Origin of the sequence: Micromonospora eburnea, assembly GCF_900090225.1 — a bacterium.
Classification (GTDB): domain Bacteria; phylum Actinomycetota; class Actinomycetes; order Mycobacteriales; family Micromonosporaceae; genus Micromonospora; species Micromonospora eburnea.
On the sequence record NZ_FMHY01000002.1, the window covers coordinates 3746065 to 3760980 of the forward strand.

The 14916-nt window shown below is 72.1% G+C and carries 15 protein-coding genes; 9 read left to right on the forward strand and 6 right to left on the reverse strand.

The features are described 5' to 3' along the window. Positions 1 to 171 precede the first annotated feature (171 nt). The 3 genes from msrB (at position 172) to GA0070604_RS17000 (ending at position 2592) form a co-directional block, all read left to right on the forward strand. On the forward strand, positions 172 to 612 hold the full coding sequence (msrB, locus tag GA0070604_RS16990; RefSeq protein ID WP_091118827.1) for a peptide-methionine (R)-S-oxide reductase MsrB: 441 nt from the start codon (positions 172 to 174) through the stop codon (positions 610 to 612). 202 nt (positions 613 to 814) lie between these two features. Further along, positions 815 to 2053, forward strand: coding sequence for a cytochrome P450 (locus GA0070604_RS16995; RefSeq protein ID WP_091118828.1), 1239 nt, complete (start codon positions 815 to 817; stop codon positions 2051 to 2053). Between the two features lie 170 nt (positions 2054 to 2223). Then, positions 2224 to 2592: a hypothetical protein gene (locus GA0070604_RS17000; protein ID WP_091118829.1), complete on the forward strand. Its 369-nt coding sequence runs from the start codon at positions 2224 to 2226 to the stop codon at positions 2590 to 2592. A 72-nt stretch (positions 2593 to 2664) separates the two neighbouring features. Here GA0070604_RS17000 and GA0070604_RS17005 read toward each other — a convergent pair whose 3' ends face one another. Next, on the reverse strand, positions 2665 to 3096 hold the full coding sequence (locus tag GA0070604_RS17005; RefSeq protein ID WP_091118830.1) for a DUF998 domain-containing protein: 432 nt from the start codon (positions 3094 to 3096) through the stop codon (positions 2665 to 2667). Positions 3097 to 3253: 157 nt separating this feature from the next. Here GA0070604_RS17005 and GA0070604_RS17010 point away from each other — a divergent pair, with 157 nt between their 5' ends. The 4 genes from GA0070604_RS17010 to GA0070604_RS17025 all read left to right on the forward strand — a co-directional run bounded on the left by GA0070604_RS17010 (position 3254) and on the right by GA0070604_RS17025 (position 7385). Next, complete coding sequence (locus GA0070604_RS17010) at positions 3254 to 4546, forward strand: sensor histidine kinase (RefSeq protein ID WP_091118831.1); 1293 nt, start codon at positions 3254 to 3256, stop codon at positions 4544 to 4546. Further along, complete coding sequence (locus tag GA0070604_RS17015; RefSeq protein WP_091118832.1) at positions 4534 to 5196, forward strand: response regulator transcription factor; 663 nt, start codon at positions 4534 to 4536, stop codon at positions 5194 to 5196. The genes GA0070604_RS17010 and GA0070604_RS17015 overlap by 13 nt, the downstream gene beginning before the upstream one ends. Positions 5197 to 5301: 105 nt before the next feature. Beyond that, the gene (locus GA0070604_RS17020; RefSeq protein ID WP_167363498.1) at positions 5302 to 6045 is read left to right on the forward strand and encodes an N-acetyltransferase; all 744 of its coding nucleotides are present in this window, start codon (positions 5302 to 5304) and stop codon (positions 6043 to 6045) included. A gap of 26 nt (positions 6046 to 6071) precedes the next feature. Further along, positions 6072 to 7385: a TIGR04013 family B12-binding domain/radical SAM domain-containing protein gene (locus GA0070604_RS17025; protein ID WP_091118833.1), complete on the forward strand. Its 1314-nt coding sequence runs from the start codon at positions 6072 to 6074 to the stop codon at positions 7383 to 7385. 72 nt (positions 7386 to 7457) lie between these two features. Here GA0070604_RS17025 and GA0070604_RS17030 read toward each other — a convergent pair whose 3' ends face one another. From GA0070604_RS17030 to GA0070604_RS17045, 4 genes are all read right to left on the reverse strand, one after another. Beyond that, a complete protein-coding gene (locus GA0070604_RS17030; RefSeq protein ID WP_208602091.1) occupies positions 7458 to 9953 on the reverse strand; it encodes a glycoside hydrolase family 65 protein in 2496 nt (831 codons plus the stop codon). A 68-nt stretch (positions 9954 to 10021) separates the two neighbouring features. Continuing rightward, complete coding sequence (locus GA0070604_RS17035; protein WP_244161950.1) at positions 10022 to 10591, reverse strand: TetR/AcrR family transcriptional regulator; 570 nt, start codon at positions 10589 to 10591, stop codon at positions 10022 to 10024. Then, positions 10581 to 11066, reverse strand: a complete 486-nt coding sequence (locus tag GA0070604_RS17040) for an SRPBCC family protein (protein ID WP_091118836.1) — start codon at positions 11064 to 11066, stop codon at positions 10581 to 10583. Before GA0070604_RS17040 ends, GA0070604_RS17035 begins: the two co-directional genes overlap by 11 nt. 22 nt (positions 11067 to 11088) lie before the next feature. Next, a complete protein-coding gene (locus tag GA0070604_RS17045) occupies positions 11089 to 12429 on the reverse strand; it encodes a nicotinate phosphoribosyltransferase (RefSeq protein WP_091118837.1) in 1341 nt (446 codons plus the stop codon). Positions 12430 to 12638: 209 nt separating this feature from the next. Here GA0070604_RS17045 and GA0070604_RS17050 point away from each other — a divergent pair, with 209 nt between their 5' ends. Continuing rightward, positions 12639 to 13370: a class I SAM-dependent methyltransferase gene (locus tag GA0070604_RS17050; RefSeq protein ID WP_091118838.1), complete on the forward strand. Its 732-nt coding sequence runs from the start codon at positions 12639 to 12641 to the stop codon at positions 13368 to 13370. Positions 13371 to 13453: 83 nt separating this feature from the next. Here the strand turns inward: GA0070604_RS17050 and GA0070604_RS33055 are convergent, their stop codons facing one another. Beyond that, positions 13454 to 13828 carry a hypothetical protein gene (locus tag GA0070604_RS33055; protein ID WP_091118839.1) on the reverse strand — a complete coding sequence of 125 codons (375 nt, stop codon included), beginning with the start codon at positions 13826 to 13828 and terminating at the stop codon, positions 13454 to 13456. Between the two features lie 62 nt (positions 13829 to 13890). Between GA0070604_RS33055 and GA0070604_RS17060 the strand changes: the two genes are divergently transcribed. Further along, entirely contained in the window at positions 13891 to 14856 is a 966-nt protein-coding gene (locus tag GA0070604_RS17060) for a hypothetical protein (RefSeq protein ID WP_091118840.1), read from the forward strand. Positions 14857 to 14916: the final 60 nt, after the last annotated feature.

Here is a 14916-nt window from a genome sequence, read left to right on the forward strand (position 1 = left end):
CCGGCCTGATGACCGACGGCGGACGCGGTACACGGTTGCGCTGGAGCCTCGCCGCGGGACGCAGAAAACCGCGGTTAGTTGCCCGCAGGCGGGGTACGCCCCGACGACGCAGGTGGCGGCCGGCTGAGCGAGCCTCCGCTGCCCACGACCCTTGTCGGGGAGGAACGACCGGTGTCACACGAGTATCACAAGACCCCCGAGGCGATCTCCCGGCTGTCGCCGGAGCAGTACCGGGTGACGCAGGAAGCGGGGACGGAACCAGCCTTCGACAACGCGTACTGGGACAACAAGGAGCCGGGCATCTACGTCGACGTCGTGTCCGGTGAGCCCCTGTTCGCCTCCGTCAACAAGTACGACAGCGGGACCGGCTGGCCGAGCTTCACCAGGCCGATCGAGCCGGGAAACGTGGTCGAACGCCAGGAGTCCAGCCTCGGCATGACCCGTACCGAGGTCCGGTCGGCGCACGGGGACAGCCACCTCGGCCATGTGTTCGACGACGGGCCGGTGGAGACCGGCGGGTTGCGGTACTGCATGAACTCCGCCGCGCTCCGGTTCGTTCCTCTAAGAGACCTCGAACGCGAAGGCTACGGCGAGTACCGGCGGCTGTTCTGAGGCCTCCGTGCCGACCGGAGCGACCGCGCCGACCGGCACGCGGCCAAGGTGGTCAGCCACCCTCGATCCAGCGGTACCCACCGCGCCACAGCGGGCCTCGGCCCTCGCGCGGACACCCTCGGGATGGCAATGACCAAACGGCGACATTACGCTTGGCCATCGGTCGATTGCCGAGAGTTTCGGCCGATGGAACGGTGTGGGGATGATCACCCCAGCCCAGGACATCACCACTGCCCTGCCGCATCCCTTCTATGTGGACGCCGACGGCGTGAACCGCCCTCCCGGCCCCGAGAAGCACCCGTACTACGCACAGTTCGCCGCCTCCGGGTCCGGCGTGGTGCCGATCGTGCGCCAGGTCGCCGGCGAGCTGGTCCCCGCGTTGCTGATCTGCCGGTACGCAGACGTGCGGGAGGTGCTGCGCCGGCAGGACGTGTTCTCCCGAGCCGCCGCCGCGCACGCCGACCAGGTCGACGTGACGGGAACGATGCTCGGCATGGACGGCCCGGAGCACGCCCGGGTGCGGGGCACGGTGAAGGACTCGTTCACGAAGCGGGCCGTGGCGGAACTGCGCCCCACCGTACGGGCGGCGGCCGAGGCCCGGCTGGCCGAGCTGATCACCGGTGGCAGCCCGGCCGACCTGGTCCGGGACTTCACCATCCCCTTCACCCTCGACGTCGTCTGCGACCTGCTCGGCCTGCCCCGGGAGGACCGCTCGCAGTTCCGCCGGTGGGGCGACATGTTCCTCGGCGCCGGCGATCTCAGCCGCGACGACGCCGCCCGTTCCGCCGTCGAGATGGGTGGCTACCTGTGGAGCCAGCTCGACCAGCGGCGCGGCTGTCCCGCCGGCGACCTGCTGACCCAGATCGCGACGGCCGCCGCCGACCAGCCGATGGACATCCAGGTCAAGTTGCCGATCTCACTGGTGGTGGGCGGCTGGGAGACCACGGCCAGCTCGATAGCCACCTTCGTCCACGTGCTGTGTTCCCGCCCGTACGAGGGCGACCGGACCGGGTGGGAGCACCTGCTCGATCATCCGGAGAAGGTGGACTCCGCCGTCACCGAGTTGGAACGGCTCTACTCCACCTCCAACGGCGACGATATGCCCCGCCGGGTGATGACGGACGTGGAGCTGCCCAGCGGGGCCCGGCTCTCCGAGGGCGACATCGTCATCCCCTCGCACGACGCCGCCAACCGCGATCCGGCGGTCTTTCCCGATCCGGAGCGGATGGACTTCGATCGTGATCCGAACCCGCACCTGTCCTTCGGGTACGGCCCGCACTACTGCATCGGCACCCACCTGGGGGCTCTTGAGGTCCGCACCGCCATCACGCTGCTGCTGAGCGAGCTTCCCGGCCTGCGACTCGCGGTGCCCGCCGACCGGGTGTCGTGGAAGGCAGGGCACGCGATCCTCGGCCCGACGGCGTTGCCGGTGGCCTGGTAGCCGGGCCGCCGCCGGCCGGCGGCAGGTGGCGCGTGGTTAGGCGCCGCCGCTCACGGGCGGGAACGCCGGGGCGAAGATTTCCAACAAGATTGCCGCTCGATATTGAAGCTTCTTTTCGGGAACGGATAGGCTCCGGTCAAGATCTACCGTCCATCACGGAGGTACTGACCATGCGTAAGCTGATGTCAGCGGTCGGAGCGGGCGCGTTGCTGACGGCGGGGCTGTTCGTCGGCGCCACGCCAGCCCAGGCGGCCCCGGCGGAGACCTGCACCCTGGTGCAGTCCGAGATCTACAACGGGGCCAACATCATCGCCTGGGCGCGGGGCCTGCAGGGCTGTGCCGGCGACGTCTACTGGGAGATCCAGTCGGGCGACAGCGGCAGCTGGCAGGTCACCGAGAGCGGCACCACCTACTACAACAACCAGGTCGGGAACTACTACGGAGACGTCGACCTGCCGTGCTACCTGCGCGTCTACGCGAAGTTCGGCACTCAGGAGAAGCTGACGCAACCGGTGCGCAACAACAACTGCGGCGGCTGACGCCCGACGCCGGGCGGGGCGACGTCCGCCCCGCCCGGCGTACACCGGTGGCAACCGACAGGGGCCGCTGGCCTACCTGGTCGCGACCGCCCCTCGCTCCCGGCGGCCCGCCCGCAGAACCCGGACCGCGACCACGACCGTCCAGGCGAACAGTGGGAAGACGGCCACCCGTTCCATGCCGCCGACGCCGATCCCGAGGTCGACCTGCGCCAGGAACAGGGCCGTGCCGACCAGGCCGGTCAGGCCCAGCGCGAGGCTGCCCGCCCGCACCGCGCCCAGGACCGGTGACCGCCGGGCCAACGCCGCCACGATCATCCCGACATTGCCGAGTACGAAGATCAGCAGTGCCGCGAGGAAGTGGTTGTTCTCGTTCACGTCCGCCGGATACGCGCCGGCCAGGACGAACCCGCCCGCACCGGCGAGCGCCAGCAGCCGCGCGGCCGTGGTGGCGGCGCCACGGCCGAGCGCCGACCAGGTGAGCAGCACCCCGAGCGCGAGCAGCACGCGGAGCCGAGGCGATGGATCCGCATTTACCCAGTGGAACGCCCCGGGAGTGGGTGGCGCACGGGGCGCAGCCGGTCAACATCGGTAGGGCCAGGCATACCCCGGTTGGAGGCCCAGTCGGCTGGGCGGGCCCGGGCAGCCTGACTAGCTTGGCCACATGACCGCGGACGAACCCCCGCACCTGGCCACCGCGCTGCGCGGGCGCGACTACCTGATCTCCGCCTGGCCGTGGCGGGCCCTGGCGTACGCCGTCACCAGCGTGCCACTCGCCGGGCTGCTGGCGGTCGCGCTGCTGATCGTCGGCACGCCCCTGGTGGCGGTCGTCGAAGCGGCGCGGCAGGACCGCCCCATCGGGCTGCCGATCATCCTGTGCCTCGCCGTCACCGGCATCGCCCTGGTGCTCCTCGCCCCGATCGTGATCAGCCCGGTGGCCGCGGTCGAGCGGTGGCGACTCGACCTCGTCGACCCTCGCCCGCTGCCCGAGCCGCCCCCGCGCGACGGCCTGGCGGCGCGGTACACCAGCGCGGCGTCCTGGCGGGAGGTCGCGTACGCCTGCTGGCTGGGCGGCGTCGTGCCGCTCGCGTACGGTGTGTTCGCGCTGCTCGTGCTGCTGGACCTCGTGCTGCTCGCCGCGCCCTGGCTGGCGGAGGAGGAGGGCCAGGTGGCTCTGGGGTGGACCACGGTCGACACGCCCGGCCAGGCGCTCCCCTACACGATCGTGGGGATCCTGCTCGTGCCGGTGCTGGGGTATGTGGCCGGCCTGCTCGTCGCCGGGCAGGCCGCCGTGGCCCGTTGGCTGCTGGGCGGGCCGGCCGACGGTCCGGCGCTACGCGAGGTCACCCGCTCCCGGGCCCGCCTGGTCAACGCGTACGAGGCGGAACGCCGTCGTATCGAGCGTGACGTCCACGACGGTGCGCAGCCCCGACTGACCAGCCTCACCCTCCAGTTGGGGCTGGCCCGGCTCGACGTACCCGACGACTCGCCCGCAGCCAGGCCGCTGGCCATCGCGCACGAGCAGGCCAAGGACCTGATGGTGACGCTCCGGCAGATCGTGCAGGGCATCCGACCGCAGAACCTCACCGAACTCGGCCTGGCCGGCGCCGTGCGGGAGCTGGCCGGCGAGGCCACCATCCCGGTCACCGTCCACGCCGACCTCACCCGGCCCCTGCCGGAACTCGTCGAGACCACCGCGTATTTCGTGGTGTCGGAGGCCCTGGGCAACGTCGCCCGGCACGCCCGGGCGACCCGGGCCGAGGTACGGCTGACCCAGCCGGGCCGCCACCTCGTCGTCGAGGTCTCCGACGACGGCCGCGGCGGCGCCGACCCGGCCCGGGGTACGGGCCTGACCGGCCTCGCTGACCGGGTCGCCGCCGTCGACGGACGGCTGCTGCTCGCCAGCCCGGCCGGCGGCCCTACCCTCGTGCGGGTGGAGTTGCCATGCCCCCGCTGATCCGGGTCGTACTCGCCGAGGACGAGGTCCTGCTGCGCGAGGGCCTCGTCGGCCTGTTGACCAGGTTCCACTTCGAGGTGGTCGCCGCCGTCGGCTCGGCCCCGGCGCTGCTGGAGGCGGTGCGCGCCCACGAGCCGGACCTGCTCGTCACCGACATCCGCATGCCGCCCGGCCAGCACGACGACGGCCTGCGCGCGGCCGTCGCGCTCCGGGCCGAACGGCCGTCGCGCGCGGTGGTGGTGCTGAGCCAGTACGTGCAGACCGAGTACGCCTCCGCGCTGCTCGACAGCGGCGACGGCCGGCGGGTCGGCTACCTGCTCAAGGACCGGGTCGCCGACGTCGCCGAGTTCGCCGACACCCTGCGCCGGGTGGCGGGCGGCGGGACGGCCATCGACCCCGACGTGGTCCGGCACCTGCTGCACCGACCGCGGGACCCGCTCGCCGCCCTGTCCGCCCGGGAACGCGAGGTGCTCGCGCTGCTCGCCGAGGGTCACTCCAACGCGGCGATCGCGGCGCGGCTGCACGTCACCGAGGCGGCGATCGGCAAGCACGTGGGCAACATCCTGACCAAGCTGGACCTGCCGCCCAGCGACGACACCAACCGCCGGGTGCTGGCGGTCCTCGCCTACCTGCGCCGCCATGGGTCCTGACGCGAGCACCCGCCCCACCGTCAGCCGGGGCCGGCGCCGTGTGCGGTCGGCCAGCGCGGCGCAATCGAGGTGCCCTCTCCTCGTCGGGTGGTCTAGGGTGCCGCCGTGGCCATCAACATCGCAAGCCTGGCAGACCGTCCCGACCTCGCCCCCCTGCTCGACGACGACTTCGACGGGGCCTGGCCGCAGTTCATGCTCTGGGACCCGATGGCTTCCGTTTACTACGGCGTCGCGCACGACCTGTTCCCCGAGTTCGTCTTCGCCGCCGTCGACTCCGACGAACCGGGACGCGCCGTCGCGCGGGCGTACGCCGTGCCGTTGCGCTGGACGGAGGCGCAGCTTCCCGACGGCGGCTGGGACCGGGTGATCCAGCGTGCCGCCATCAACCGGCTCGCCGGGCACACCCCGAACATCGTCTCGGCCATCGAGATCTGCGTCCGCCCCGACCGGCGGGGCAGCGGATTGTCCGCGCTGATGCTCGCCGCCATGCGCGAGGCCGTCGCGAAGCTCGGCTACGACACCCTCGTCGCCCCGGTCCGCCCGAGCGGCAAGCACACCCGGCCCGACCTGCCGATGAGCGAGTACGCCGCGCAGGTCCGCGAGGACGGCCTGCCGGTCGACCCGTGGCTGCGGGTGCACGTACGAGCCGGTGGGCGCATCGAACGGGTCGCCACCCGTTCCATGGTGATCAGCGGGACGCTCGCCGAGTGGCGTTCCTGGACGGGCCTGCCGTTCGACACCAGCGGCCCGGTGCACGTGCCGGGCGCCCTGGTGCCGGTGCACTGCGACGTGGCCCACGACCACGCCGTCTACGTCGAGCCCAACGTCTGGGTCCGCCACCGGCTGTAGACCCACCGGCTGGCACAATCGCCGCCATGAGCGCTCCCGATCTGGTGCTGGTGCTGCGGTATCGCAAGGCGGTGACGTACGGCCTGCACGTTCTACTCGGCGCGCTGGAGCAGCACGAGACGCCCACCCGGTACGAGGTGCGCTTCGGCGAGACTCCGGAGGCGACCGCGGCGCACATCCGGGAGGCGTCGGGCTCGGCGGCCCGGGTGCTGGTGCTGTGGTCGTTCTACTCCCCCGACGCCGAGGCGATGGCCCGGGAACTGGCCCAGATCCGCGCCCTGGCCGACGCACCGAACGTGACGCACCTCGCCGGCGGCGTACACGCGACCGCCGAACCCGTGCAGACGTTGGACGCCGGGTGGGACATGGCGGCGGTCGGCGAGGGCGAGACGACGTTGCTGCGCCTGGTGGACGCGGTCGGCGACCCGACCAGCATCCCCGGCCTCGCCTACCGCGACGCCACCGGCACGGTGGTACGGACCGGACGCCCCGAGCGGCGGCCGCTCGACGACTTCCGCGGTTTCTCGCTGAAGTGGGACCGGTTCAACGCCCTGGAGGTCACCCGAGGCTGCGTCTTCTCCTGCCGGTTCTGCCAGACCCCGTTCATGTTCTCGGCGAGGTTCCGGCACCGCAGCGTGGCGAACGTACGCTGGCACGTCGACGCGATGCGGCGGCGCGGGCTGCGCGACGTCCGTTTCATCACCCCCACCGCGCTGTCCTACGGCAGCCAGACCGACGCGCCGTACCTGGACGCGGTCGAGGAACTCCTCGCCTCCTGCAAGGAGGGGATCGGCCCGGACGGGCGGGTCTTCTTCGGCTCGTTCCCCAGCGAGATCCGGCCCGAGCACGTCTCCCGGGAGGCGCTGCGGCTGGTCCGGAAGTACTGCGCCAACAACAACATCATCGTGGGTGCCCAGTCCGGCTCGGACCGGGTCCTCGACGCCGCGAAGCGGGGGCACGGCGTCGACGAGGTCAAGCGCGCCGTCCGCCTCGGTGTCGAGGAGGGTTTCCGGATCAACGTCGACATGATCTTCGGGATGCCGGGCGAGAACCAGGCCGACGTCGACGCGTCGCTGCGCCTCGCCCGTGAACTCGCCGACCTGGGCGCCCGCATCCACGCCCACACCTTCATGCCGCTGCCCGGCACGCCGTGGCGGGACGCGCCGCCCGGTGACGTGGCCCCGGAGACGATCAGCGAGGTGGACCGGCTCTCCCGGCGGGGCGCCCTCTACGGCCACTGGCAGAAGCAACGTGACCACGCCGCCCGGCTGGCCGCGGCGGCCGAGGCGTATCCGCGGCCTGGCCGGAGCCGCACCATCCTGCCCATCGCCGACCGCTGAGCACCGTCCTACCGGCGAAGCCGGTCAGGCCCGTCGCGGAGCGTGACGCGCCGCCCCTTGCGGACGGTCGCCTCACCCGCTCTCGACGGCGGAGATCGGCCGCGCGGCGTGGTGATCCGGCACGGATGGCGACCGCAGCTCGACGGTGACGGTCGAACCGGGGGCGAGTTGGAAGGTCCGGCCCCGGACCGCGACCGGGACGGGTTGGTCGGCGCCGGGAGCGGCGGAGACGCGCAACCGTTCATGATCCACGTGCAGGGAGATCAACTGGTTGCGGTACCGGATGACGAAGTCGAGGCGGTCGAGCCCCTCGGGCAGCAGCGGGTTGAGCCGGAGCAGGTCGTCGCGGATCTCCAGGCCGGTGTAGCAGCGTTGCAGGATGTCCAGCGTTCCGGCGCTGGCGCCGAGGTGGATGCCGTTGCGCGTCGAGCTGCGCTGCGGATCCGCGAGGTCGGTGCCGAGCGCGGCCACCAGCATCTCGAAGGAGCGACGACGGTCCGTCCGGGCCAGCACCCACGCGTGCGCGACGCGACTCAGGGTCGAACCGTGGCTCGTCCGGGACAGGTAGTAGTCGACGGTCGCCGGGATGCGGGCGGGGTCGAACTCGTAGCCCAGGCCGCGCACCAGGGCGGTGAGTTCCTCGGCGCTGAACAGGTACAGCAGCATCAGCACGTCGGCCTGCTTGGAGATGCGGTAGCGGTTCGGGTGGTCCCCCTCGGCCTGCAACAACGGCCCTAGCTGCCGCAGGTCGCCGTACCGCTGCCGGTAGCGGTCCCAGTCCAGTTCCGCCAGGTCGCCGTACCCTTCGAACTGGGCGAGTATCCCGTCGTCGAGGAAGGCCAGCCGTAGCCGCCGCCCGATGTGCGCCCAGCGGTGCCGCTCGTCGTCGGTCGGGGCGACCGCACGCCACGGCCTGGCCCCCGGATGCCGGCCGACGATCGCGCAAGCCTCCGTGGCACGGCCGAGCACCCAGGCAACCATCACGTTGAGGTACGCGCAGTTGTCCAGCCCCTGGCCGGGCCGGCCCGGGTACCCGTCGTGGAACTCGTCCGGCCCCATCACCCCACGGATGTCGTACCGGTCGTCGGCCGGGTCGTAGGTGGCCAGACCGGCCCAGAACCGTGCCGTCTCGACCAGCAGTTCCAGTCCGCACGCGGCGAGGAACGACAGGTCACCGGTGGTCTCCCAGTACCGCCACACGCAGTAGGCCACCGCCAGGTTGACGTGCTGCTGGCGGCCGGTGTAGTCGTCCACCCACTCCCCCGTCACCGGCGACGGCGAACGGGCAGGGCTCTCGTCCCGGCCGCTGTCGCCGCTCTGCCAGGGAAATAGGCCGCCCGGCATGCCCGCCGCGGCGGCCTGCCGCCGCGCCGCGGTCAACCGCCGGTGCCGGTACTCCAGCAGGGCCCGGGTCAGCTCCGGCATCCGCAGATCCAGATACGGATAGACGAACAGCTCGTCCCAGAAGATGTGCCCGTGGTAGCCCTCGCCGTGCAGGCCGCGCGCGGGCACACCGGCGTCCAGGCCGATGACGTGCGGAGACAGCGTTTGCAGCAGATGGAAGGTGTGCACCCGGATCGGCAGTTGCCAGGCGTGCTTCTCGCCGACATCGAGCCGGAACCGCGCCCACAGCCGGGACCACGCGGCGACATGGTCCGTCAGCGCCAGGGCGAATCCGCCCGCCTCCCGCAGTTCGTCGAGTGCGGCGGACAACGGCACGGACACCACCCGGTCCCGGTTGGAGAAGACCGTCACCGTCTTCTCCACCACGACGCGTTCCCCGGGCGTCACGTCGATCCCGATCAGCTGGCTCACGGCGTCCGGCCCGTGGATCGACTGGGTGCTGTGCGCGACACCGTCGACAATCCTGATGCGGGCCGCCAGGGCCACCTGGTGTCGCGAGTTCGTCGTCACCGCCGTCAGCCAGACGATCTCCGCGTCGTCCCCGCCGGTCGCCACCTCGGTGAGATGCCGCCCGCAGCTGCCCGCCTCCGCCGGGGCGTTCGCGTTGACCACCCCACCGTCGATGCCCGACCTGATCTCCAGCCGGCCGGACCAGTTCTCCGCGATGATGCTGGTCTCCAGCGCCGCCTGATGGGGGTTCGCCATCGACACCAACCGGCGCTGCCGGACCCGGGTACGCCGCCGGGCACGGTCGACCACCACCAGTTCCCGCAGGTAGACGCCGCGCCGCAGATCCAGCATCCGGTGCTCGTGCACCCGCCGGCCCTGCCCGGGCGCGAACCAGTCGCCACCGGCGGGACGGAACGTCAACGGCAGCCAGTTCGGCAGGTTGACGATGCTCTCGTCGCCCGCCGCGCCGAAGAGCCGGTTGTGGAAGCCGGCGAGGTAGGTGCCCGGATAGTGGACGCCGTCCGCCGACGCCTCCGGCGCCGCCCCGCGGGTGGCCAGGTATCCGTTGCCCAGGGTCAGGATCGTCTCCCGCGTGCCTTCCTCGTCCGGTGCCTCGCCCTCCCGGTACGCCAACGTCCAACCGGGCGGCGGAGGCCTGCTGCACAGCTCACACCCCGGGTCCACGTCCGCCGGCACCCCGTACTCATCTTCCACGGCGCGGTGCCGTTTCCCCGTTCCAGGACCGGCAAACCTCAGCCGAAACCGGGATCACCCGCCGCGGCTCACCCTTTCGGCGGGTCGGGTGCCGTGACGAGGTGGGCGAACAGGTCGGCGGCGTCGTCCAGGACGTCCCGCTCACCGGTGATCAGCAGGTCCAGCAGCAGACCACGCGTCGCGGCGAGGCCCAGCCGGGCCCGCCGGCGGGCGTCCGCGGGGTCGAACCCGAGTCGCACGAACAGCTCCTCGACCGGCCCCGCCCAGGCGGCGATGACCGAGGCGCGGAACGGCGCCGTCCAGGACCGGCCGAACAGCGCGTGCGCGTAGATCTCGAAGAAGAGCCGTTCCGCCGGGGCCAACTCCGGGTCGGCCAGCCGGCGCCAGAACCGCCGGCTCACCTCGACCGGGTCGTCCGTCCCGGTGGCGAGCGCGGCGAGCGCGGCGCGCTGCTCGGACTCGACCCGCCGGACCACCTCCGCGAGCAGGCCCTCCCGGCTGCCGAAGTGGTAGATGAGCATGCGGTGGCTGGTGCCCGTACCGGCGGCGATCTCGCGCAGGCTGAGCTGGCTGAACCCGCCTTCCTTCAGGAAGGTGAGGCAGCGGTCGAGCAGCGCCTCGCGGGCGTCACCGGCCACCGGTGGGCGCCGTACCGTCGTCGGCCGCCGCGCTCCCGTCCGCCGCCGCAGCGGCGACGGCCTCGGCGGCCGCCTTGAGGCCGGCCGCCTCCATCCGCACATACCGTCGGGTCTTCGCCCCGATCAGCAGCGCGACCAGCCAGGCGAGGGCGCCGGTCTGCCGGATGCCGATCCGGATGCGGGTCGTCCCGTCCGGCTGGCGGTCCACCCGGTGGTGGCCGACCGTGCGCACCCCGGGCGCCCGCGCTTCCCACGCGAACGAGGTGCCCGGGCTCAGCTCGCAGACCCGCCAGACGGTGGCCGCCAGGCCGGGCTGCCGGATGCGGAACCGGTTGCCCATCCGCAGCGCCGGGCCGTCGAGCAGTTCGACCAGCGACATCGACGCCGTCCAGCGCGGATAGCTCGTCACGTCCTCCAGCGCCGCCCAGCAGTGCTCGATGCTCGCGGTGGTGGAGATCGTCTCCTGACAATCCATGTACCAGATGGTACATGGACGCTCAGTAGCTGCCGCCACGCCCCAGTCGCGCCCGCACCCGGTCGTGGAGCGCGGCCAACGCCGGACTCACCGTGGCGGTGAGCGGGACGGCGTCGGTCAGGCGCCGCGCCGCGTCGGGCAGCCAGGCGAGATCGGTGTGGAACCGGTCCCGCGCGGCGCGCACCTCGCCGGCCGGATCGGCCGCCGCGAGACGGCGTCCACCACGCATGACCGGTACGAGCAGCGGCTCCCGGCCAGCCGGAGGCGGCTCGTCACGCAGCCCGATCACGTCACCGGCAGCCCCGGCGGGGTCCCGGAAGACCTGCTTCGGGCCCGGCAGGGTGGCCTTGCCGGGCGACAACTTGAGCACCGGCCGCTCGCCCACCGCGACGAGTTTGTACGCGCTGTCCAGCGACGGGGCGTCGTAGGAGACCCCCATCCGGGTGCCGACGCCGTACCCGTCGATCGGCGCGCCCCGGGCGACGAGGCCGGCGATGACGTCCTCGTCGAGGCTGCCGCTGGCCACGATCTTCGCCCCGGTCAGGCCGGCGCCGTCCAGGATCGCGCGGGCCTCGCGGGCCAGCGCGGCGAGGTCACCCGAGTCGAGCCGGACCGCCACCGGCCCGGTCAGCCCCAGCTCGGCGACGACGTCGACGGCGGCCCGTACCCCCTCGGGCGTGTCGTAGGTGTCGACCAGGAAGATCGGGTTCACCGGAAAGTCGGCGGCGAAGGCCCGGAACGCGGCCCGTTCGTCGGGGAACGCCTCGACGTACGAGTGGGCCATCGTTCCGGAGGGGGTGAGCCCGTAGCGCCGGGCGGCCTCCACATCGCTGGTCGCGGCGAAGCCGGCGATGGCCGACGCCCGCGCCACGCCCGCCCCGGCCTCGATGCCATGGGTACGCCGGAACGCGAAGTCGATCAGCTGCGCGTCACCGGCGGCGAGCCGGCAGCGGGCGGCCTTCGTCGCCACCGTGGTGTGGAAGGTGAGCAGGTTCAACACCCCGGTCTCCACCAGCTGCGCCTCCGCGATCGGCGCGGTCACCTCCAGCAGTGGCTCGTCGGCGAACACCGCCCGCCCCTCCGGCACCGCCCAGACGTCACCGGTGAACCGCAGCCGGGCGAACGCCGCCAGGGTCGACTCGTCCAGCCCGACGACGTCGCGCAGGTAGCCCAGCTCGTCGTCGTCGAAGGCGAAGCTCTCCAGGAAGGCCAGCGCCTCGGCCAGGCCGGCCGCGACCAGGAACCCACGCCGGTGCGGCAGGCGGCGGACGAAGAGGCTGAAGGTGGCCGGCTCGTTCATGCCGCGACGCAGGTAGCTGGCCGCCATCCGCAGCTCGTACAGGTCGGTACGCAGTCCGGTCACGCCATCTCCTCGGCCACGTCCCCCACTGTCGTCGACACACCGACGGCGCATGGCGAGAAACGGGTAATCCGGGGCAGGCGACCAGGGCCGGCTTCATCGCGTCGAGCGCAACCGCGGACAGCTGATGCGGTAGCAGCCACGGGATTGGCGAATGTGAATCGCGCCATTGCCTCTTGGCCCGCGCCTTGCCGGGGAGTTGGCTCATCTACATGGCGCGCATCGCGTACGACCACGCCGACGCGTCGGCGTTCGAGGCAACCCGCCACCTCACCGATGACGGGCTCGCCTCGTGGCGGGCCGCCGTGATCCGGCACCTCACCCCGCAGCCGGGCATGCGGCTGCTCGACCTCGGCGCCGGCACTGGAAGCTGGGCGCGGGCCTTCACCACCTGGTTCCCCGGCACCGGCGTCATCGCCGTCGAACCGTCGGCAGCCATGCGCGCCCGCTCCGTGTTCGAGCCCATCCTCGCCGGCGACGCCGCGCACATCCCGCTCGAAGACGACAGCATCGACGCCGCCTGGATTTCCGCTGTCATCCACCACGTACCCGACATGATCGCCGCAGCCCACGAACTCCGCCGCGTCCTGCGCCCCGCCGCCCCCGCGCTCATCCGATCGGCGTTCGCCGGCCGGCACCAGACGATCACCCTGTTCCGCTTCTTCCCGGAAGCCATCCGGGTCCTCGACACCTACCCCACCATCGCCGACGTCGAATCCGCCTTCGCCGACGCGGGATTCGCCACCTCGGCCATCGAGCAGGTCCCCCAGATCACCGCCCCATCGCTACGGGCGGCGGCCACCACACTGCGACGGGAGGCGCACACCCCGCTTCAACTGATCACCGACGACGAGTACGCCGCCGGAGTCGAGCGACTCCACGACGCCGCCCAGGCCGATGCCGGACCGGTGATCGACGCACTGGACCTTCTCGTGTTGCGCTGAACATCAGCAGTGCGCTGAGGCCCGAACCGAGATGTGGCCGGTCGTCCCGGCACCTCGCCATCGCACCGCTTCTCCGGCCCGCGTCAGTCGTCCAGGACGAGGCTTCTCAGCTCCCGCGCCTCATCCGCGTCCAGCGAGCCCTCGTCCACCGTGATGGAGATCCACGGCGTCGCGCACGGCCCCGGATGATCGGGGTCCCCACAGACGGCCGCCGGAATCCGTTCGCCGATCTGATCGATCTCCTCTTCGGTGGCGAGTACGGCGATCGTGATCTTCCACAACGGGCGGTCTGTCATCACACTCCAGCTTTCACCGTCAGCTCCGACGAGCATCCTCCCCGGAGCGGGCGGGACGGTCCAGGCGACAACGGCGGTTACCCCGACGGTGCGCAGATCGCGTGACAAGTGACCGACCCCCGCCCTGGCCGTCACGGCCCTGACCTGCGGATACTCGAACAAGGAGCGGGACGGGATCGTCGCCCGTCGACAGACGATCGCCCGGCTAGTGGAGGGCAGCCGCCATGACTGTTGAGGTTCAGGCGAGTGGCACACCGGACACCCCGACGCGGGACGCGCCGGCCGGAGGCGGCACCGACGTGGTGCCCGGCGCGGTCTGGCAGATGCGGGTCCGCACCAAGATCGACGATCTCCACCAGCAACTGCTCGGCCTGGAGTCGCGTGACGCCACGAGCGCCGACCGGGTCGCCCGGTTGCGGCAGCAGCTGTCCGGGGTGGAGTCCGTCCTCGGCCGCAGCGGGGTAGTCGACTGGTTGCGCGGCGGAAAGATTGAGTACGCCTGGCAGACCATCCACGCGGTGGAGCGGGCCATGGTGGAGCTACGGACGCCGGAGGAGCTGATCGGGCTGCTGCCCGCGTACCAGGATTCGGCCACCCGGTATCTCAAGGCGGGCGACCGGGTGCTGGTGGACTTCGACGCGGCGAAGGACCTGGCCGCGCCGGAGGTCTTCCGGGCCAAGGTCCAGGCGCTGCTGCTGCGTACGCACGCGGCCTCCGACGAGTTCCACGAGTCCGCCCGCCTGCTGCGCAACCGGATGCTGGGCATCTCCGTGTTCGCGCTGGTGGCCGAGGCGCTGATGGTCCTGGTGCAGTGGGGCAGCAACGACGTGCGCCTACTCAAGCCACCGACCGACGCGGCCGACGTGGCGGCATGGCGGCTGCTGTTCTTCGTGCTGCTCGCCGGCGCGCTGGGGGCGTTCATCAGCGCGCTCCCCTCGATGATCACCTCACGTTCCGGCGGGCTGCCTTACCGGTTGCCGTTCCAGCAGGGCCTGCTGAAGCTGGCCGTCGGTCCGCTGGTCGCGGTGGCGGGCATCATGCTGGTCATCGGTGGTCTGGTGGAGACGACGGTCGGCAGCACGGCGGCGCTGCTGGGCGTGGCCATCGTCTTCGGCGCCGGTCAGCAGGCGGTCACCGCGTTCGCCGACCGGCGGGCGGCGGAGCTGTTGACCACGGTCCGGAAGAGCTGACGCCCGCCCGGGGGTGCCGGCCGGCGTCGCCACCACCGGGGTACGACAAGGGGAACGTCA